Raw genomic sequence first — 18,186 nt, forward strand, 5'->3', positions numbered from 1 at the left:
ATTTAGAAACCCGTAGCTGTGTTTGTCCAGCTGCGGGTTTCTCTTTTGATTGCTTTTTCTGAGAAAAGCAGGTATACTTTACATCAACTCTCTATGGATTCGAAAGGAGTTCCATGTTATGAAAGAGCGACGAAAAAAGGGCTTTCCCTGGCCCCAAGGCAAACTGGGAAAAATCCTTCTGAACCTCCTGGTTACAGCGGTGGTGGGGTTCCTCTACTTCTATATCACCCTTCCTGCCCTCAATCTACAGGCCACGGAGTTTTACGGATTCCTCTTCCTGCTGTGCCTGGTCTATATGGTCTGCGCCTTGATTACCTCAGGATTTCAGGACACCACGGTGGTGACCACCGGGAAAGATAAGGTGCGCCATTATCTCAGCTTTATCAAGCAGCAGTGTCTGCCCATCGGGATTTTCATGCTCTTGCTGGTGGTAGTAGGCGTGGTAGGACAGCTGGTATCCCTCCCCATTTTCCGGGCCCAGGCTTACCGGGAGCTGCTGACGGTCAACAGCGGTGAATTTTCCCAGGATATCAGCCAGATTTCCTTTGATGAGATTCCCACCCTGGACCGCACCTCTGCCGAGTACCTGGGGGACCGCCAGATGGGTACCCTCAGCGACATGGTCAGCCAGTTTGAGTACGGCGGAGATTCCACCCAGATCAACTACCAGGGCCGCCCCGTCCGCGTGGCCCCTGTGGCCTATGCCGATCTGTTCAAGTGGCTGACCAACCGGGGCGAAGGTCTGCCCGCCTATGTGCTGGTGGACATGGTCACCCAGGAGGCTCAGGTGGTGCGGCTGGAGGAGGGGATGAAATACTCCTTCTCCGAGCCTTTGAACCGGAACATCATGCGTCACCTCCGATTCCAGTACCCCACCTTCATGTTCTCCACTCCCCGCTTTGAAATCGATGAGGACGGACAGCCCTGGTGGATTGCCCCCCGAGTGGTAAAGACCATCGGCCTGTTTGGCGGCACTGACATTCAGGGTGCTGTCCTCTGTAACGCCATCACCGGAGAAAGCCAGTATTATGATGAGGTGCCCTCTTGGGTAGATAACCTGTATACCCCTGCCCTCATCATGCAGCAGTATGACTACTATGGCACCCTGGTCAACGGATTTATCAACTCCATCTTTGGCCAGAAGGATGTGACCGTGACCACAGAGGGGTATAACTATATCGCCATCAACGATGACGTGTATGTATACACCGGTGTCACCTCCGCCAACTCCGACCAGTCCAATCTGGGCTTCCTCCTCTCCAACCAGCGCACCAAGGAGACCATTTTCTACGATGCCCCCGGTGCCACAGAGGCGGCGGCTCAGGCATCTGCCGAGGGTGTGGTGCAGGACCTGGGCTACACCGCCACCTTCCCCCTGCTGATCAATGTGGCAGGACAGCCCACCTACTTCATTCCCCTCCAGGATAACACCCTGCTGGTGAAGAGCTATGCCATGGTCAACGTGGCCCAGTATCAGCTGGTGGCCACGGGAAGCACCGTAGCCCAGTGTGAACAGCAGTATATCCGCATGCTCACAGACAAGGGCCTGACGGAGGAGGAGGAAGTGCCTCAGACCACGGCCCAGGGTGTCGTGGCGGAGATTCGCAGCGCTGTGCTCAACGGCAACACCTACTACTATGTGCGCCTGGAGGAAGAGAACGTGTTCTACTCCCTCTCCGCCGTAGAGAATCCCACTGCCGTCATCCTCAATGTGGGCGATCAAGTGACCATCGAGCACGAAATGGCGGAGGATACCACTGCCATTCTCCAGGGATATTCCTTGAGCATTGACGCAACTGCGCCGGCATCAAACCCAGAATCTTAATAAAAAGCGCCACCGACGAAATCGTCGGTGGTGCTTTTTACAGTTTCAATTGAGAAAACAGGGGGCTTTCCAGATCCACGATGTCGTCCACAGGAATGTCTCTGCCCTCCATGGTGCGGAACAGCCGTCGGAAAGTGTCCAGGGCCCGCACATGTCCGGTAAACACTTGGTACGCTCCCCCGGCTTTGCGGGTGTCCGGCTGAAAATAGGTGACTGTGACCTGTGGGTGTCGGTGCACCTGTTCCAGCAGGAACTGCTGCTTTCGGTCCAATATGAGTTTTTCGTCCTCACTGAGCTGGCGTCTGGCCTGGGTAGTACGGGCCGTCTCTCGAATGGCGGCATCGTGGCCGGTGAGCGCAGCAAAGGGGGCAAATTGTGCCGCCCGGTCCTGCCGGGACATGGGTGGACGCACATGAGTGGTGGGCCGAGGCACAGAAAGGATGTCCTCGTAGGGGTGTCGCTTCTCCCTCATGCCTTGTGACCCCCAATCTGTCCATTGCGCTCCCGGGTGGTGGCTCCGTCCCGGAAATTCATCCCTTTGAGAAGGGCGTTTTTTCCGTACTTCTTTTTGATGCTGAGAATGGCCTGCTGCTTCTGGCGCTCTCGCTTTCGCTGGGCTTGCCGCTGTTGGCTGTCGTCAGAGAATAGACTCATCTGTTGGAACCCTTGCGTAGGCAGGCAGTCTTCCCGCAACACCCGGTTGGCGGTGACATTGAGCCGCCGAATGAGCAGCTGGGGATTGACAATTCGGTCAAATAATCTGGTTATTGCCTCCACAATCTCTGTGGTGGAGGAGGTGTATTCCGGCAAATGAGTGGTGCCGTGGGCGTGCTTGGGGATGGCTCGTCCATAGGCATCGGTGGAGACAGCACCCCGGTAGGCCAGCCTCCGCTGGGGATCGGTGAGATTCTCCCGGTCGTAGCCCACCGTCAAAGTGAGCTGGTCGGTCATCAGTCGATGGTCCACTAAATCCAGCACCAGGAGATCTGCCATCTCCTGCACCACCAGCCGCGCCTTTTCCGCCGGGTATGGGGTTTTCAGTACCTGGCCCGACCCCACACTGTTGGTGGTAGGGCGATAGGATTTGATATCGGAGATAGTGCACGGCTCCCACCCCCAGGCGTGATCAATGAGCAGCTCCGCATTCACCCCAAACAGTTTGTAGAGTAGTTCCTCGTTGTAGTAGTCCTCTCGTCTGCCCAGGGAGCATCGGGCAATGTCGCCCATGGTGTACAGCCCCTGCTGTTCCAGCTTTTTGGCGTACCCCCGGCCCACCCGCCAGAAATCGGTGAGGGGCCGGTGGGCCCAGAGGTTGCGGCGGTAGCTCATCTCGTCCAGACGGGCGATGCGAACCCCATTTTCGTCCGGCTGAATGTGCTTGGCCTCAATGTCCATAGCGACCTTGGCCAGATACAGATTGCTGCCAATGCCAGCGGTGGCGGTGATTCCGGTGGTGTGGAGCACATCCAGCAGAATGGTACGGGCCAACTCCTCCGCCGTCATGCCATAGGTGTCCAGATAGGGGGTTACATCCAGAAACACCTCGTCAATGGAGTAGACATGCATGTCCTCTGGGGCGATATATTTCAGATACACGTTATAGATGCGGGTGCTGAACGAAATGTAGTGGGCCATCTGCGGTGGGGCTACCAGGTAGTCCAGGGCCAGGTCCGGCCGGGCCAGCAGCTGGGGTGCCTGGTGGGAGGTTCCCGTGAAGACTCCGCCTGGGGCCTTGCGCCGCCGCTGGGCGTTGACCTCCTTCACCTTCTGCACCACTTCAAAGAGCCGGGCCCGCCCGGAGATGCCGTAGGCTTTCAGGGCAGGAGACACCGCCAGACAGATGGTCTTCTCGGTACGGCTCTGGTCGGCCACCACCAGGTGGGTGGTCATGGGGTCCAGTCCCCGCTCCATGCACTCCACGGAGGCATAAAAGGATTTCAAATCAATGGATAGATAGGTCTTCTCCTGCATGCCCCTGCGCTCCTCTCTCGGTGATGGGACTATTCTACCACAGAGGATGTCCCATAACCAGGACTTTCATCCTCTCAGTCGGCATGGGTGAGCAAGGCAAAAATTTTAGTTTTCCCAACTGTGCGCACCGCCAGAGCACATCCCGCCAAATAAAAGAGAGCAAAGCCAATGGAAGCCAGCCAGACCAGGGGCTGCCCGCTCCAAAGGGTCAGGACCACTCCGCTGAGGATACATCCCATCAGGCACAGCCCCATCTGTTCCAGGAAGAAGGAGCCGAACACCCGCGTTTGGGAGGCACCCAGCCCTCGCATAATGGCAAACTCCATGCGCCGACCATTGACCATCAGCCAGGACACCACAAAGCCCATAACTCCCATGAGGAGGAAGAGCACGGGGAAGAGAATTTGACTCAGGGTGATGTAGCGCCCCAGTGCCTCCACGGTCTGGGTAAAGGTGGAGTCGTTGAGCATGACCACGATGCGATTGCCGTTTAAATCCCCTGGGATAGAATATTCTTCCTGGGCCAGATACTCCCGGAAATCCTCCAGATCATAGGAGGACTGGAGGGTAAATCGACAGCCGGGGAAATAGTCCCATGGCACTGCACTTTGCTGTGGGCTCTCCGCCTGCCAAGGGGGCAGGCGGAGACGGCTGAGCGGCACATAGATGGTCTTGTCCGTGCCCTCCGAGGCATAGGAACCTACAGGGAACACCGTAATGGTGCCGCCCTTCTCGGAGTTGATGTTAATGTCATCCCCTAAGCGGATTCCCTGCTCCTCCATCCAAGTTTGGCTGGCAATACAGGGCAGCGGGGTGCTCTGGGGGGTGTTGTAGTAGCTGGGGTCTTCCAAGAAGCTCTCGTCCCAGCCCTCCAGCCAGGTGATGGTGGGTACTTGGCTATAGATGAATCTGGGAGATACCTCCAAACCGTTGAGAAAGACCAGCTCCGGCTGCTTGGAAACCCACTCGCCCCGGAGTTTATTGCCGAATGCGGTGTTTGGAAAGTCTGGCATCTCATCCGGCATCCAGTAGTGGGTGGAGTCATAGACCTGCATGGACGAGAGCAGACCCGAGTCCCAGAGGTGCCAAGGGTCTTCCAGCATGAGTCCGGTATACTGCCTGCCATTGACATAGGTAAACTGTCCTGTAATGGTGGTGTTCTCGTACAGAGTAGCCCGCTGCTGATCCCAGCCCTGGGCCGTTGCCATGAGAAACCCTAAGAAAGCAGATAGGACCAGGGCCACGCCAGGTACTACCATGGAGCGCCAACCGCCCCGGCGGGCGGAGAGCCAGGCAAAGCGCATGGCACCCTTCCCCGTGATACTGGTTCCGCTGCGGGGAACTCGCACTCGGCTCTTCCCTCGGCAGAGGGTATTTTTCCTCTGGGCCAGCTGTGTAAACAGGGCACACAGCACCAGAGCGAGTAGAAATACGATAACAGCGGACACCCACGCAGGCCACAGCGGCACATGTTGAGGCAGCTCTGCCTCTTTGGTGGTACCCAGAGCTCCGTTGCTGTACCGCTGATCGGCAGCATACAGAGCCCGGGCCCCTTGCAGGGCCAGCCCAATGAGCAACTGCATAGACACGGCAGACACTACCATGCCCGCAAGCACAGCCACGCCCGCTACAAGGGTGACTCCAGAGAGAAGCCACAGCCGAACCTTTCCCTTGGGGGTACCCAGGGACACCATCACATCCACGGCCTGCTGCTGTCGTCCCACGAAGAGGAAGGCGAACAGGCACAGTACCGCCAGCGCCCCTACCAGGGCGGCAAAGGTGACTCCTTGGGCGGTGGCCTCCATGGCTTGTAGGGGCTGGGCTGCGGTGGCATAGCCCTGGTCGTACAGAGTGATCTCCACCCCGTCAGGGGCCATGGCCGTCATCTGCTCCACGGCCTCCACAGCTCCAGCGTTGTCCAAAACAGCACGGCCAAACAGATATCCAAACAGCGGGGCTTCCGGCAGGGCGTCTTGCCGAGATACCCAGAGGTGCCCTTCGTAGCCCTTGCCCTGATTGACAATCCCCACCACGGTCCAGGTGCGGCTGTCCCCTGTCTCCTCCAGAGCGAAGGGGTCTGTCTGGGTGGACTGCATCACCGACACAGAAAGCTCATCTCCCAGGTCCAAGTCCAGCTGTTGGGCGATGTCCTGGGTGACAACGCATACCCCCTTCTCCCCTTCCTGGGGGTATCGTCCCTCTTTGAGGTAGAGCGTCCCCTGTTGGAAAGGCTCCAAGGCGGGGATGTTGTCGCTGGCCTCCACTTGGATATAGTTGTTGCCCCGCTCATACTGTTTGGCGTACGCTGAAAAAAGGCTATCGGTGAATATGGGGTCGTCATAGCGGTCAAAGGAAACCCATGGGGATTGATCACAGCCCTCATAAAACTCTCTGACAACAATGCCTTGATTGGATGCGCCGCTGTCCATCCGCTCGCCGTGGATGAGATACCGCTTTCCCGGCTCTGCCACAAAGCCGCTGTCTCCAGGATAGACCTCTACGAGCACGCCGCTTTTTCCGTCATAGGAATACAGGTTCTCCCCAATGATTCCGCTGTAGTGGTCCAGAGCCAAGCGGAAGTTTACCAGTGTGTCGATGGAGGTCAACCTTCCGGTCTCTGGGTCGGTTTCAATATAACTGTCCCGGCGAAAGAAGCCGTCCTGATTTTTCAGCCAGTTCAGCTCCATGGAGAGGCCCCGGTCTTTGTCTATCAGGGTAACGGTTCCGTTCATCTGTTCGGTAACATATGCCGCTGACGTCTCCAATGGCGCACTGGAGTAATATGGAATATCCTCCCACACCCCCTTCCGGATATGGACGGTGCACCGGTCGTCGGAATAGATCAGGTATTCCTCGGGAAGATCCTCCAACTGTGCGGGACGCTCCTGAAAAGCGAATACCTCACTGAGTTGAAAGACCGACACCACCATCTTATCCTCATAGGGAATGGTGCCGTCCGGGCGCTGATAGCCGTCTGTCAGAACCATTCCCCGTTGTGTGGGTTCCCACAGCTCCACGCCCTGCACTTGGCTGTAGTCTCCCAGCTGGGAAAACGTCGCCCGGGCCGATTCATCGGCGGCATATTGGTCGGGGTAATTCTCTCCCTTGTACTCCACCAAGGCGATGGAGGTGTAGGTAGCGTCCATGGCTGCCAGCGTCTGAGCGCAATAGCTCCATAGCCCCAGTCCCAGGGACAGGGAGAGGGTGAGAAGGAAAATCAAAAGGGTGAAGAGAACGGTGCGACCACGAGAGCGCACGGTGCTGAGAATTCCATTGCGAAGAATCATAAACACACACCCTTTCCCTCAAGTGTGGCGGGCAATCGATTCCATCAATCTGCGTGGGTAAGGAGGGTAAAAATTTTGGTCCGTCCCACGGTACGTACGGCCAGAGCACATCCCGCCAAATAAAAGAGAGCAAAGCCAGCGGAAGCCAGCCAGACCATAGGCTTCCAACTCCAAAGGGTCAGGACCACTCCACTGAGAATACAACCCATCAGGCACAGTCCCATCTGTTCCAGGAAGAAGGAGCCAAACACCCGCTTTTTGGAGGCACCCAGCCCTCGCATGATGGCAAACTCCATGCGCCGACCATTGACCATGAGCCAGGACACCACAAAGCCCATAACTCCCATGAGGAGGAAGAGCACAGGGAAGAGAATTTGACTCAGGGTGATGTAGCGTCCCAGAGCCTCCACGGTCTGGGTAAAGGTGGAGTCGTTGAGCATGACTACGATGCGATTGCCGTTTAAATCCCCCGGGACAGAATATTCTTCCTGGGCCAGATAATCCCGGAAATCATCCAAATCATAGGCGGATTTCAGAGTGAAACGGCAACCCAGATAATCGACAATGTCGGTTTGCAAGCAACTCAGCGGCGCATAGAGGTTGTCAGCAGCTCCCCACGGAGTAAAGGAACCCACGATGCACACAGGAATATCGCCTGCCAGTTCCGTATAGACGGAAATTTGGTCGCCCAACTCCACCCCCTTCTCTTTCATCCAGCGTGTGCTGGCAACACAGGGAGTGATACCCTCCATGCCACTGGTGTAGTTGTTGGGCTCTGTCAGGAATCCCTCGTCCCAGCCCTCTAGCCATGTGATTTCCGGGCTTTTTTCGCTGTAAATAAAGTCTGGCGCAACTGCGAAGCCGTTGAGGAATATCATGTCTTCCTGCATTTCAATCCACCCAGCTCTGCGGTCCTGGCCATATACATTATCTGCGAATTGTGGCATGTCCTTGCTCAGCCAGTAGTGGTAGCTGCGATAGACCTGAATGTCAGACACCATACCGGATTCGCTGATCTGGAACGGATCGGATAGATGCAAATCTGTATACTGTCTTCCATTGGCAGAGGTAAATTGACCTGTGATGGTAGTATTGTCGTAAAGACTCCGGCGCTGGCTCTCCCAGCCCTGAGCGGTTACCATCAAAAAGCCCAAAAATCCGGATAACACCAGTGCCACTACGGGAACTACCACAGAGCGCCAACCGCCTCGGCGGGCAGAGAGCCAGGCAAAGCGCACAGCACCCTTCCCTGCGACACTGGTGCCGCTGCGGGGAACACGTACCCGGGTTTTACCCTGGCGAAGTGTGTTTTTTCGCTGCGCCTGGCCCACAAAGGCCACGCACAGGATCAGAGCAGCCACAAACACCACCACGCCTGCCACCAAGGCAGGCCAAAGAGGCACTTGTTGGGGCAGCTCTACCTCTTTGGTGGTGCCCAGAGCCCCGTTGCTGTACCGCCGGTCGGCGGCATACAGGGCACGGGCCCCTTGCAAGGCCAGCGCAATGAGCAGCTGCATGGAGGCGGCAGATACCGCCATGCCCACCAGTACAGCTACCCCTGCCACCAGGGTCACGCCGGAGAGGAGCCACAGCCGAATCTTACCCTTGGGCGTGCCCAGGGAGACCATCACGTCCACCGCCTGCTGCTGTCGCCCCACAAAGAGGAATGCAAATAGGCACAAGACAGCCAACACACCCACCAGGGAGGCAAACGTGACGCCCTGAGCCGTGGACTCCATGGCCTGTAGGGGCTGGGCAGCAGCTGCATAGCCCTGGTCATACAGGGTGATGCGCACCCCATCCGGAGCCATGGCTTCCATCTGGTCCACCGCCTCAACCGCACGGTTGTTGTCCAAAACAGCCCGACCCAACAGATAGCCAAACAGGGGCGCTTGAGGTAGATCCTCTCCCCTGGAAACCCAGATGCGCCCCTCGTAGCCGCTGGCCTGGTTCACAATCCCAACCACGGTCCAGCCTCGAGTGTCGTCCGTTTCTCCCAAGGCAAAGGGGTCGTATTCGGTAGACTGCATCATGGACAGAGAGATGGTGTCCCCCACCTTCAAATTCAGCTGTTTGGCAATGTCCTGCGTTATGGCGCATACGCCGCTCTCCCCCGCTTCGGGATATCGCCCGTCGATGAGATACAAGGTTCCTTGTTGGAAGGGCTCCAGAGCGGCGATGTGATCGCTGGATTCCACTTGGATGTAGTTGTTGCCCAACTCATATTTTTGGGCGTACTCTGTAAAGATGCTGTCGTTGAATACTGGGTCATCATAACTGTCAAAGGCCACCCAGGGCGACTGGTCACAGCCCTCGTAGAACTCCGTCACCCGAATGGCACGGCTGGAACTGCCGCTGTCATACAGTTCTCCGTGGAGGAGGTAACGCTTTCCGGGCTCGGGTACAAAACCACTGTCCCCGGGGTCAATTTCCACCAGAACACCACTCTTCCCCTCATAGGAGTAGAGATTTTTCCCGATGATGCCTGTATACCCTGCCGGAGCCTGTCGATATCCCAAGAAATATTCTTCCCAATAGCTCTCACCTGTGGCAGGGTCTGTCTCATAGGACTCTCCACGATCGAAGACGTTCCCCGCCTCCTCCATCCAGCTCAAATCCAATGTGATGTCGCGGGTCTCGTCTATTAGAGTGAGTCTAGGGCTGGCAACCACTCGGACATCCTCTTTTCTGCTGGAGAGCAGGGAATAATACTGAATATCTTCCCACATGCCCTCCTTGGTTTTTACAGTGCAGGTGGGGCCTTCCCGAATCATATACTCCTCCGGGAGGTCTTCCAGCTCAATGGCGAAGGACTCTTGAACGTACTTCTGGGTGATCTGGAACACAGCCAAAACCACCTGGTTCTCATAGGGAATGGTGCCGTCCGGACGCTGATATCCCTCGGACAGGGCAACGTCCCAATCGGTGGTCTCCCACAGCGTTACCCCAGGCACCTGGCTATAGTCCCCCAACTGTGCCAGGGACTGGCGGGCGGTATCGTCCGCTGCATAGGGGTCGGGATAGTTCTCTCCCATGTGTTCCACCAGGGCAATGGAGGTGTATGCCTGGTCCATGGCCTCCAGCGTCTGGGCGCAATAGCTCCACAGGGCCATTCCCAGGGACAGGGAGAGGGTCAAAAGCAGGATGAGCAGGCTGAATAGGACGGTACGCCCTCGGGCCCGAACTGTACTGAGAATACCGTTTCGTATCACCATGGGATTCGCCTCCTCACCTTACCACCTGACCGTCTTTCAGTTCCAGAATGTCATCTGCTTTCTGGGCCAGGGTGCGGTCGTGGGTGACAATGATGACACAGTACCCGTCGTCATGGGCCAAACTCTGGAGGATGGAATAGATATTCTCACTGTTGGCCGTATCCAGGTTTCCGGTGGGTTCGTCCGCCAAGAGAATTTTGGTGTCCATGCCCAGGGCGCGGGCAATGGCCACCCGCTGCTGCTCACCGCCGGAGAGCATGGTGGGATAACGGCCCAGCACGGTCTCGGGCAGTCCTACTTTTTTCACCAAAATCTTAGCCTTTTCCTTTGCCTCCTTGGGGCTTGTCCCCCGCAGCTCCATGGGGTACATCACATTTTCCGCCACCGTGAGCAAGGGGAACAGCCGGAAATTTTGATAAATCACCGCCACCTGCTCCCGACGGTACTGCTCCAACTTCATTTGGCTGGTGGCCACATCGTGGCACAGCACCTCTCCTTCTGTGGGCAGGTCCAGCCCCGCCAACAGAGAGAGCAACGTGGTTTTTCCGCTGCCCGATTTGCCCACCACGGCGTACACCTTTCCACCATCAAAGGATGCGGTGATGTTCCGCAGGGCCTCTACCTTTTGATACTGCGTCTGATACGTATAGCTGACGTCTCTAAGTTCCAATACTCCCATGATTCACCGCTCCTTTTTTTGCATTTTGTGGTTTGTTTAAGTATACAACATGCCACAAAATGATGCAACGGCTCTATGGTCAAAATAACCATATTGGTGAATGACATATTGACATTTCTCGATGGATTGAATATACTGCCATTAGATTGAAATTCTTCGATGCGATAGGAGGGATTACTGTGCGAGATCACGCCTCAGATATGAGGGTGTTTAAGGCCTTTTGCGATGTGAATCGGCTGCAAATTTTGGAGCTATTGCGCAGCGGTGAGAAGTGTGCCTGTGCGCTGTTGGAGCATTTACACATCAGCCAGTCCACCCTCTCCTATCACATGAAGATTCTCTGTGACTCCGGTGTGGTGGTGGGACGTACGGAGGGAAAGTGGACCCACTATTCCCTGCGGGAGGAGGGCTGTGCCTATGCCCGGCAGCGGTTGGAGGAATTGACGGACACCTCGGCTGCTGGCACCTCAGACAACTGCTGTGGATGAGAAAACCATCTGTTTCTTGAGATGGTTTTTTCTCAACTTGTTCAAATCGAAATTTTTAGAACTGTAATTGGAGGTATGGATTAGATGGAATGGATCAGATCAGGTTGGCTCTTCTTCCAAGATCAAGTCTTGGGAATGAAATGGCTCAACGAACTCATTGGAAATGGTCTGGCTGCGGTGGGACTGGATGGAACCCTGGGCGGGATTGTCCAATTTTTCCTCTACGACACCATTAAAATCTTTGTCTTGCTCTCGGTGCTAATTTTCGGCATCTCGTATTTGCAGAGTTACTTTCCACCCCAGCGTACCAAGAAGATTCTGGGTCGATTCCAGGGCCTGTGGGCCAATGTGGTTGCGGCTCTACTGGGGACGGTGACTCCCTTCTGTTCCTGTTCGTCTATCCCCATTTTTATGGGATTTACCAGTGCCGGGCTTCCGGTGGGTGTGACCTTCTCCTTCCTCATCTCCTCCCCCATGGTGGATTTGGGTTCCCTGGTGCTGCTGATGAGCGTGTTCGGCACCCGCGTGGCGGTGTTGTATGTGCTGCTGGGGCTGGTCATTGCCGTAATCGGCGGCACGCTTCTGCAAAAGCTGGGGATGGAACGGTATGTGGAGGATTTCATCCGACATGCGCCCCACATCGAAAGCCAGAGCGGCACCCTGACCCGGCGAGATCGTGTAGACTATGCCAAGGGTCAGCTGGTGAACACGGCGAAAAAGGTGGCCCCGTATGTTTTCCTGGGCGTGGGTATCGGCGCACTGATTCACAACGTGGTGCCCCAGACCTGGGTGGAGATGGTGCTGGGCAGCCAAAATCCCCTGGCGGTGATTCTGGCCACTCTGGTAGGAGTGCCCATGTACGCCGATATTTTCGGCACCATCCCCGTGGCGGAGAGTTTGCTGTTTAAGGGGGCTGGACTGGGCACTGTGCTGTCCTTTATGATGGCGGTGACGACTTTGAGCCTTCCCTCCCTCATCATGCTGAAACAGGCGGTGAAGCCCCGGCTGCTGGCGGCCTTTATCGGGATCTGTACCCTGGGCATCATCCTGGTTGGGTATTTTTTCAATGCCATTCAAGTTTTGTTAGTTTAATTATAGGAGGAATGTAATATGGCACTGTTTGGATTTGGTAAGAAGAAAAAAGAGGAGCAGACGGTCTCCTGTTCCTGTCAATGTGGTTGTTCTGCACCTGGAGTGGCCCCCAAGTCCGGGGCAGCCATTCAGGTGATGGGCACCGGCTGTGCCTCCTGCCACACCCTGCTGGAGAACACCCGGGAGGCGGTGCGTAGTCTGGGTCTGAATGTAGATGTGGAATATGTTCAGGACATGGCCACCATTGCCGGTTACGGGGTGATGAGCCTCCCTGCCCTGGTGGTGCATGGCAAGGTGGTATCCACCGGAAAGGTGCTTAAGCCCGCCCAGATCGAAGCCCTGCTGAAGGATGGCAAGGAATAAAGGAGATGAATGACATGGGAAAACCCAAGGTTACGTTTGTGTGCGTTCACAACTCCTGCCGCAGTCAGATGGCGGAGGCCCTGGGCAAAAAGTTGGCGGGAGATGTATTTGAGAGCTACTCCGGCGGCACCGAGGTAAAAGACCGCATCAATCCCGACGCCGTGCGCATGATGAAACAGCTCCACGGCATCGACATGGAGGAAACCCAGTACAGCAAGCTGGTCTCCCAACTGCCCCAGCCGGATGTGGTAATTTATATGGGGTGTAATGTCAGCTGTCCGGCCTTTACGGCCCCCTATACGGAGAATTGGGGTCTGGAAGACCCCACTGGACAGAGTGACGAGGTGTTTGAAGAAACGATTCGAACCATTTATAACAAGATTCTAGCACTCAAGGAAAAACTCTCTTGAGAGAAATCACTCCCCCGTACTCGGTGAAACTTGTTCCGAGCACGGGGGGTTTTTGTTTCTCTACTTGGCATTTGAGGCGAGATGAGATATGATGAATTTATCAAAATCAGGGAGGAGGCCGACCTATGGAAACCTACCACGTTGTACCCGATGCCCCCGAGTCCCGTTCTGATCCGACGCCCAGCTGGCAGACCACGATGACCCAAATCCTCTGGGGATTGGCCCTGAGCACCCTTACCCTGGAGATTCCTCTGCTGCAAGAGCTGCTGTCCTTCCTTGGTTTACTCCTGTTATACTTGGGCTTCCGAGCCGTACGACGGGAAAACAAATGGCTGTTCCGCTGTTATGTCTTCACCGCAGTGCGTTGTATCGCCCTGGTACCGATCTTTGCCCTAAACGCCACCATCTTTCAAAATCAATTCTATACCTCTGCTTTGGGATATCTGACAAACCTGGCGTCGATGTTCCTGGTGCTGGTCACCCTATTCGCCCTGTGGCGGGGACTGCTTCAGCTGCGAAAGGCCTCCGGAGTGGAGGCATCCACCAGATCCGCCGGTGGACTGGTGGTGTGGTATGTGGGCTTGGCCCTGCTGTCCGTGGTTGGAATGATTGGGCTGTTTGGATTTCTCGTTCTGATCATTCTCTATGTCTTTTGCCTCTACCGTATCTTCCGATTCTCTCAGGCAGTCACCGCCGCCGGATACCCGCTCCCTCGGCTGCGAGTTTGGCTCTCAGAGGGACGGTTTGCGCTGTGTTTCACTGGGTGCATTCTGGTGGGCGTGGCAGGCGGATTTCTCTTCTTCCACAGTTACTCCATGGATTGGATGCTGCTGTCTGCTCCGCCCTCTTCTCAAGAACAAGAAATCAAAGAAAAGCTTCGAGACTTGGGCTTCCCAGACACGGTTTTAAATGACCTCTCTATGGAGGATTTGCAGGATTGTCAGGGCGCCCAGCAGGTGGTGGTGGATGAGTACACCCGCTCCTTTGAGGAACATACCACCTCCGAGGGTAAAGTACCTCAGCTGCACCTGACAGGCATTGGGGTGCAGTTGTCCGAAGAGCCGGAGCGTTGGAAGCTCATCCACCACTTCCAGTGGGAGGATAGCCCCGCCTTTTACGGTACAGAGTCGTTCCAACTCACCCCTGCCTACACCAACACCTCGTATTGGATTCCTGCCGAAGATGCGGTGCACGGCCGCCTTCTGTACGACGACAACGGCGCGACCTTCGTCTCTCCCTATGCCCGCATGGAGAAAGCCTCTTACACCTACGACTCCATCTTTTGGGGCCAGCAAACGAATTCAGATTGGTTCGCCTCCTTCTCTCTTCCTCGTCAGGGAAGCAATCACCGGGGCTATGTGGCATACTCTGTGTTTCCCACTTCTCCTGGCGAAACAGTCTGGATCGATTCTTGGGTTCAGTACACCCACCAGACTTCACCATTTCAGTACCCGGTGCTCACGGCCACAGACCACCAGCAAAAGAGTCCCTCTTTAGGGGCGGGACGCCCCTTTTCCACCGTTCAAACCATGCTGCAATTTGCCCCTTAACCTCTGAAAGTTCAATGCAAAACAGGGATTCCTCCATTTTGGGGAGGAATCCCTGTTTTCATTACAGAATGTCGATGTACTCCCCGCTGAGGGCCTTGTTCATGCTGCGTACGGCACAGAACTTGCCACACATGGAACAGCTGTCCTCGTGCTCCGGGGCCCGGTCATCCCGGATGCCCTTGGCGGTCTCCGGGTCAATGGCACATTCCCACTGCTTGTCCCAGTCGAAGGTCCGCCGGGCATCGGCCATGGCGTCGTCCAGGTCTCTGGCGTGGGGGATTTTCTTGGCGATATCCGCGGCGTGGGCAGCAATGCGGGAGGCGATGATTCCCTGCTTCACGTCCTCCACATTGGGCAGAGCCAAATGTTCGGCGGGGGTCACATAGCACAGGAAGGCAGCGCCTGCCGAAGCGGCCACTGCCCCGCCGATGGCGGCAGTGATGTGGTCGTAGCCAGGGGCGATATCCGTGACAAGGGGACCAAGCACATAGAAGGGAGCGCCCATGCAAATGGTCTGCTGGAGCTTCATATTGGCCTCAATCTGGTCCAGGGGCATGTGGCCGGGGCCCTCCACCATCACCTGTACGTCTTTGGCCCAGGCTCGGCGGGTCAGCTCGCCCAGGCGTACCAGTTCCTCAATCTGGCACACGTCACTGGCATCGGCCAGACAGCCGGGGCGACAGGCATCTCCCAGGGAAATGGTCACGTCATATTCCCGACAGATATCCAGAATCTCATCGAAATACTCATAGAAGGGGTTTTCCTCCCCGGTCATGCTCATCCAGGCAAACACCAGGGAGCCGCCCCGGGAGACGATGTTCATTTTCCGCTTGTGGTTTTTGATCTGGTCGATGGTTTTGCGGGTAATGCCGCAGTGGAGGGTGACAAAGTCCACCCCGTCCTGGGCGTGGAGTCGTACCACGTCGATGAAGTCCTTGGCGGAGAGTGTGGCCAGATCCCGCTGATAGTGGATGACACTGTCGTATACGGGGACCGTGCCGATCATGGCGGGGCACTCCTGGGTCAGCTTCCGGCGGAACGGCTGGGTGTTGCCGTGGGAGGACAGGTCCATGATGGCCTCCGCCCCCATATTCACTGCTGCCATCACCTTCTGCATCTCCACGTCATAGTCTTTGCAGTCCCGGGACACCCCCAGATTGACGTTGATTTTGGTGCGAAGCATAGAACCCACGCCGTTGGGGTCCAGACAGGTGTGGAGTTTATTGGCACAGATGGCCACCTGTCCTTTGGCTACCAGCTCCCGAATCTCCTCCTCCGTGCGGTACTCTTTGGCGGCCACCGCCTTCATCTCCGGGGTGATGATGCCCTGACGGGCTGCGTCCATCTGGGTTGTGTATGTTCTCATGTTGATCTCTTCCTTTCTGGATGCGGGTTGGATGAGCGTTGAAACAGAAACAGCGGGGATACCTGACTTGGTATCCCCGCTGATGACGGCATATGTCTCCCTACGTTGGCATTATCCAAATCAGGTCCATGGGTCGAAGGGCACACCTTCCTCTCAGCCTGTCTACAAGCTCCCCGTTTTCAATTGTAAGCAATGGTATTATACAACGTTTCAGAAGAGAACTCAAGAAGTTTTTCCAGCCAGGTTCAGCCCCCGGTACCGGTTGAAACAGGCGAAGATCTCCTGTCGTCTGGGCCGTGCCAAAAAGGCTCCCTCACGACCGCACAGCGCTTCCAGGCCCTTGCGGTCCATGATTTGTTCCAGTTCCTCCACTACTTGTTGTAGGGTGCGTCTGCCGTCCATGAGATACTTCTGGGCATATACCAAGCAGTATCCCAGTGCGGTGAGCTGTTCCGGGTCGGTGAGCTGCTCCACGTACCGAAGGTCGATGGTCTCGCGGTTAATGGATACCCCATCCCGCCCCAAGGTTTTCAGTTTTGCGCGATCACCTTGGCCAAACTCCTCCGATCTACGGGGACAGCGGTGTACATTGGGAGCCGGTGCAGGCTCCAGGTGGGCACAGGTGGAGGGGAATGCCTGTGCCGCCTCTTTGGCCAGTGCGGTAATGTCCCTGGGGATATATCGGTCCATTTGAATGATGTGGTGAGCGGGGTGGAAATAGGCGCCAGAGCTGCCTGCCACCAAAATGGTGGAGATACCGTGGGTGTGATACAGCTCTTCCACACGCTCCAAAAACGGGGTGATGGGCTCCATGTCTCGGTGAATGACCCGCTGCATCAGCTCGTCCCGAATCATGAAGTTGGTGGCGCTGGTGTCCTCATCCATGAGCAGCAGAGAGGTTCCAGCCTCCATACTCTCCACCACATTGGCAGCCTGGGAGGTACTGCCGCTGGCGTCCTGGGTGGTGAAGCGGGTGGTGTCTTTTCCATTGGGCAGATGGTTTATGAACATGGAGATATCCGTCTGGGCAATGCTTCGGCCATCTTCTGCCCGGATTTTAACGGCGGTATGATCCGTGATGACGTATTCCCGTCCATCCCCGGAAATGTGGTTGTATACCCCTGCCTCCAGTGCCTTGAGCAGGGTGGATTTTCCGTGATATCCACCGCCCACAATGAGGGTGATGCCTTTAGGGATACCCATGCCGGTGACAGTTCCCCGGTGTGGCAGTTCCAAGGTGACAGACAACTCCTGGGGTGACTGAAATGGTACACTGCCCTTCATGGGCTGGGCAGAGATGCCAGTGGCTCGAGGTAGGATGCTGCCATCTGCCACGAAGGCACACAGACCCAGTTTGGGAAGTATTTCACGAATATACTGCTGGTCCTCCGCCAGATCTGCCACCCCTTTCAGCCGCTTCCCGTCCAAATTTCGGTACATGAGGGATGCTTCCACGCACTGGGGCAGGAACTCAAACAGCATCTTTCTCAGTTCTCCGGCGTTTACCGTACGGCCATTGGCGGGAAATCCTGCCTCAAAGCGCAATACGATATCTCCGGTGGCTGGATCCAGGTTGCATGCCGTGCGCTCCAATACCTCCTGTCCACAGCGGCTGGTGGAAATAAGCCCGCTGTGCCCGGAGCCTCTGGCCAGTCCGGACACTTGCCCAGCTTTCCGGGCAAACAAGCGGGTGATGGCGTCTTGTAAGGCGATGCGCTGACAGGGCATTTGGTACAGCGCACGAGGGAATCCGGCCTTCTCTCCTTTGACATGGATGCTCAGTTTGGAGGGAGCGGCAAAGGGGTCTCCTTGAACGTGGTCAATGGACAGCACATAGCCCGGAAACTGATAGGCTCCTCGGGTATCCTTATAGGCCGGGTAGCTCCTTCGGTCTATGCGGGTGAGCAGCTGTTGAAGTTGTGCAGCGGTCTGCATGGTCT

Annotated in this window: 13 protein-coding genes and 1 riboswitch; of the genes, 6 read left to right on the plus strand and 7 right to left on the minus strand. The window is 56.3% G+C overall.

The features are described 5' to 3' along the window. Positions 1-118 precede the first annotated feature (118 nt). Positions 119-1,825, plus strand: coding sequence for a hypothetical protein (locus tag B5F12_RS03205; RefSeq protein WP_087230179.1), 1,707 nt, complete (start codon positions 119-121; stop codon positions 1,823-1,825). Between the two features lie 37 nt (positions 1,826-1,862). On the opposite strand, the gene B5F12_RS03210 is transcribed toward B5F12_RS03205, so the two are convergent. The 5 genes from B5F12_RS03210 to B5F12_RS03230 all read right to left on the minus strand — a co-directional run bounded on the left by B5F12_RS03210 (position 1,863) and on the right by B5F12_RS03230 (position 10,977). Beyond that, on the minus strand, positions 1,863-2,297 hold the full coding sequence (locus B5F12_RS03210; RefSeq protein WP_087230182.1) for a hypothetical protein: 435 nt from the start codon (positions 2,295-2,297) through the stop codon (positions 1,863-1,865). Beyond that, a complete protein-coding gene (locus B5F12_RS03215) occupies positions 2,294-3,796 on the minus strand; it encodes a Y-family DNA polymerase (RefSeq protein WP_087230185.1) in 1,503 nt (500 codons plus the stop codon). The genes B5F12_RS03210 and B5F12_RS03215 overlap by 4 nt, the downstream gene beginning before the upstream one ends. Before the next feature lie 74 nt (positions 3,797-3,870). Beyond that, positions 3,871-7,083, minus strand: coding sequence for an FtsX-like permease family protein (locus tag B5F12_RS03220; protein WP_087230189.1), 3,213 nt, complete (start codon positions 7,081-7,083; stop codon positions 3,871-3,873). A 44-nt stretch (positions 7,084-7,127) separates the two neighbouring features. Next, the gene (locus B5F12_RS03225) at positions 7,128-10,298 is read right to left on the minus strand and encodes an FtsX-like permease family protein (RefSeq protein WP_087230192.1); all 3,171 of its coding nucleotides are present in this window, start codon (positions 10,296-10,298) and stop codon (positions 7,128-7,130) included. 13 nt (positions 10,299-10,311) lie between these two features. Further along, entirely contained in the window at positions 10,312-10,977 is a 666-nt protein-coding gene (locus B5F12_RS03230) for an ABC transporter ATP-binding protein (RefSeq protein WP_087230195.1), read from the minus strand. A gap of 200 nt (positions 10,978-11,177) precedes the next feature. On the opposite strand from B5F12_RS03230, the gene B5F12_RS03235 reads away from it, so the two are divergent. The 5 genes from B5F12_RS03235 (at position 11,178) to B5F12_RS03255 (ending at position 14,880) form a co-directional block, all read left to right on the plus strand. Further along, a complete protein-coding gene (locus tag B5F12_RS03235) occupies positions 11,178-11,465 on the plus strand; it encodes a metalloregulator ArsR/SmtB family transcription factor (RefSeq protein WP_204221465.1) in 288 nt (95 codons plus the stop codon). An 84-nt stretch (positions 11,466-11,549) separates the two neighbouring features. Continuing rightward, positions 11,550-12,557 carry a permease gene (locus B5F12_RS03240; protein WP_087230201.1) on the plus strand — a complete coding sequence of 336 codons (1,008 nt, stop codon included), beginning with the start codon at positions 11,550-11,552 and terminating at the stop codon, positions 12,555-12,557. Positions 12,558-12,575: 18 nt separating this feature from the next. After that, positions 12,576-12,920 carry a thioredoxin family protein gene (locus B5F12_RS03245; RefSeq protein WP_087230204.1) on the plus strand — a complete coding sequence of 115 codons (345 nt, stop codon included), beginning with the start codon at positions 12,576-12,578 and terminating at the stop codon, positions 12,918-12,920. 14 nt (positions 12,921-12,934) lie between these two features. After that, the gene (locus B5F12_RS03250) at positions 12,935-13,330 is read left to right on the plus strand and encodes an arsenate reductase ArsC (protein ID WP_087230207.1); all 396 of its coding nucleotides are present in this window, start codon (positions 12,935-12,937) and stop codon (positions 13,328-13,330) included. A 125-nt stretch (positions 13,331-13,455) separates the two neighbouring features. Further along, entirely contained in the window at positions 13,456-14,880 is a 1,425-nt protein-coding gene (locus tag B5F12_RS03255) for a hypothetical protein (protein WP_087230210.1), read from the plus strand. Positions 14,881-14,941: 61 nt separating this feature from the next. Here the strand turns inward: B5F12_RS03255 and thiC are convergent, their stop codons facing one another. Both thiC and B5F12_RS03265 read right to left on the minus strand, forming a co-directional pair. Beyond that, the gene (thiC, locus tag B5F12_RS03260; protein ID WP_087230213.1) at positions 14,942-16,246 is read right to left on the minus strand and encodes a phosphomethylpyrimidine synthase ThiC; all 1,305 of its coding nucleotides are present in this window, start codon (positions 16,244-16,246) and stop codon (positions 14,942-14,944) included. Between the two features lie 80 nt (positions 16,247-16,326). Next, positions 16,327-16,431: riboswitch (TPP riboswitch) on the minus strand. 37 nt (positions 16,432-16,468) lie between these two features. After that, positions 16,469-18,181, minus strand: a complete 1,713-nt coding sequence (locus B5F12_RS03265; protein ID WP_087230216.1) for an ABC-ATPase domain-containing protein — start codon at positions 18,179-18,181, stop codon at positions 16,469-16,471. Between the last annotated feature and the right edge of the window lie 5 nt (positions 18,182-18,186).

The sequence above is a fragment of the Pseudoflavonifractor sp. An176 genome, assembly GCF_002160435.1.
In the GTDB taxonomy this organism is placed as follows: Bacteria; Bacillota; Clostridia; order Oscillospirales; family Oscillospiraceae; genus Enterenecus; species Enterenecus faecium.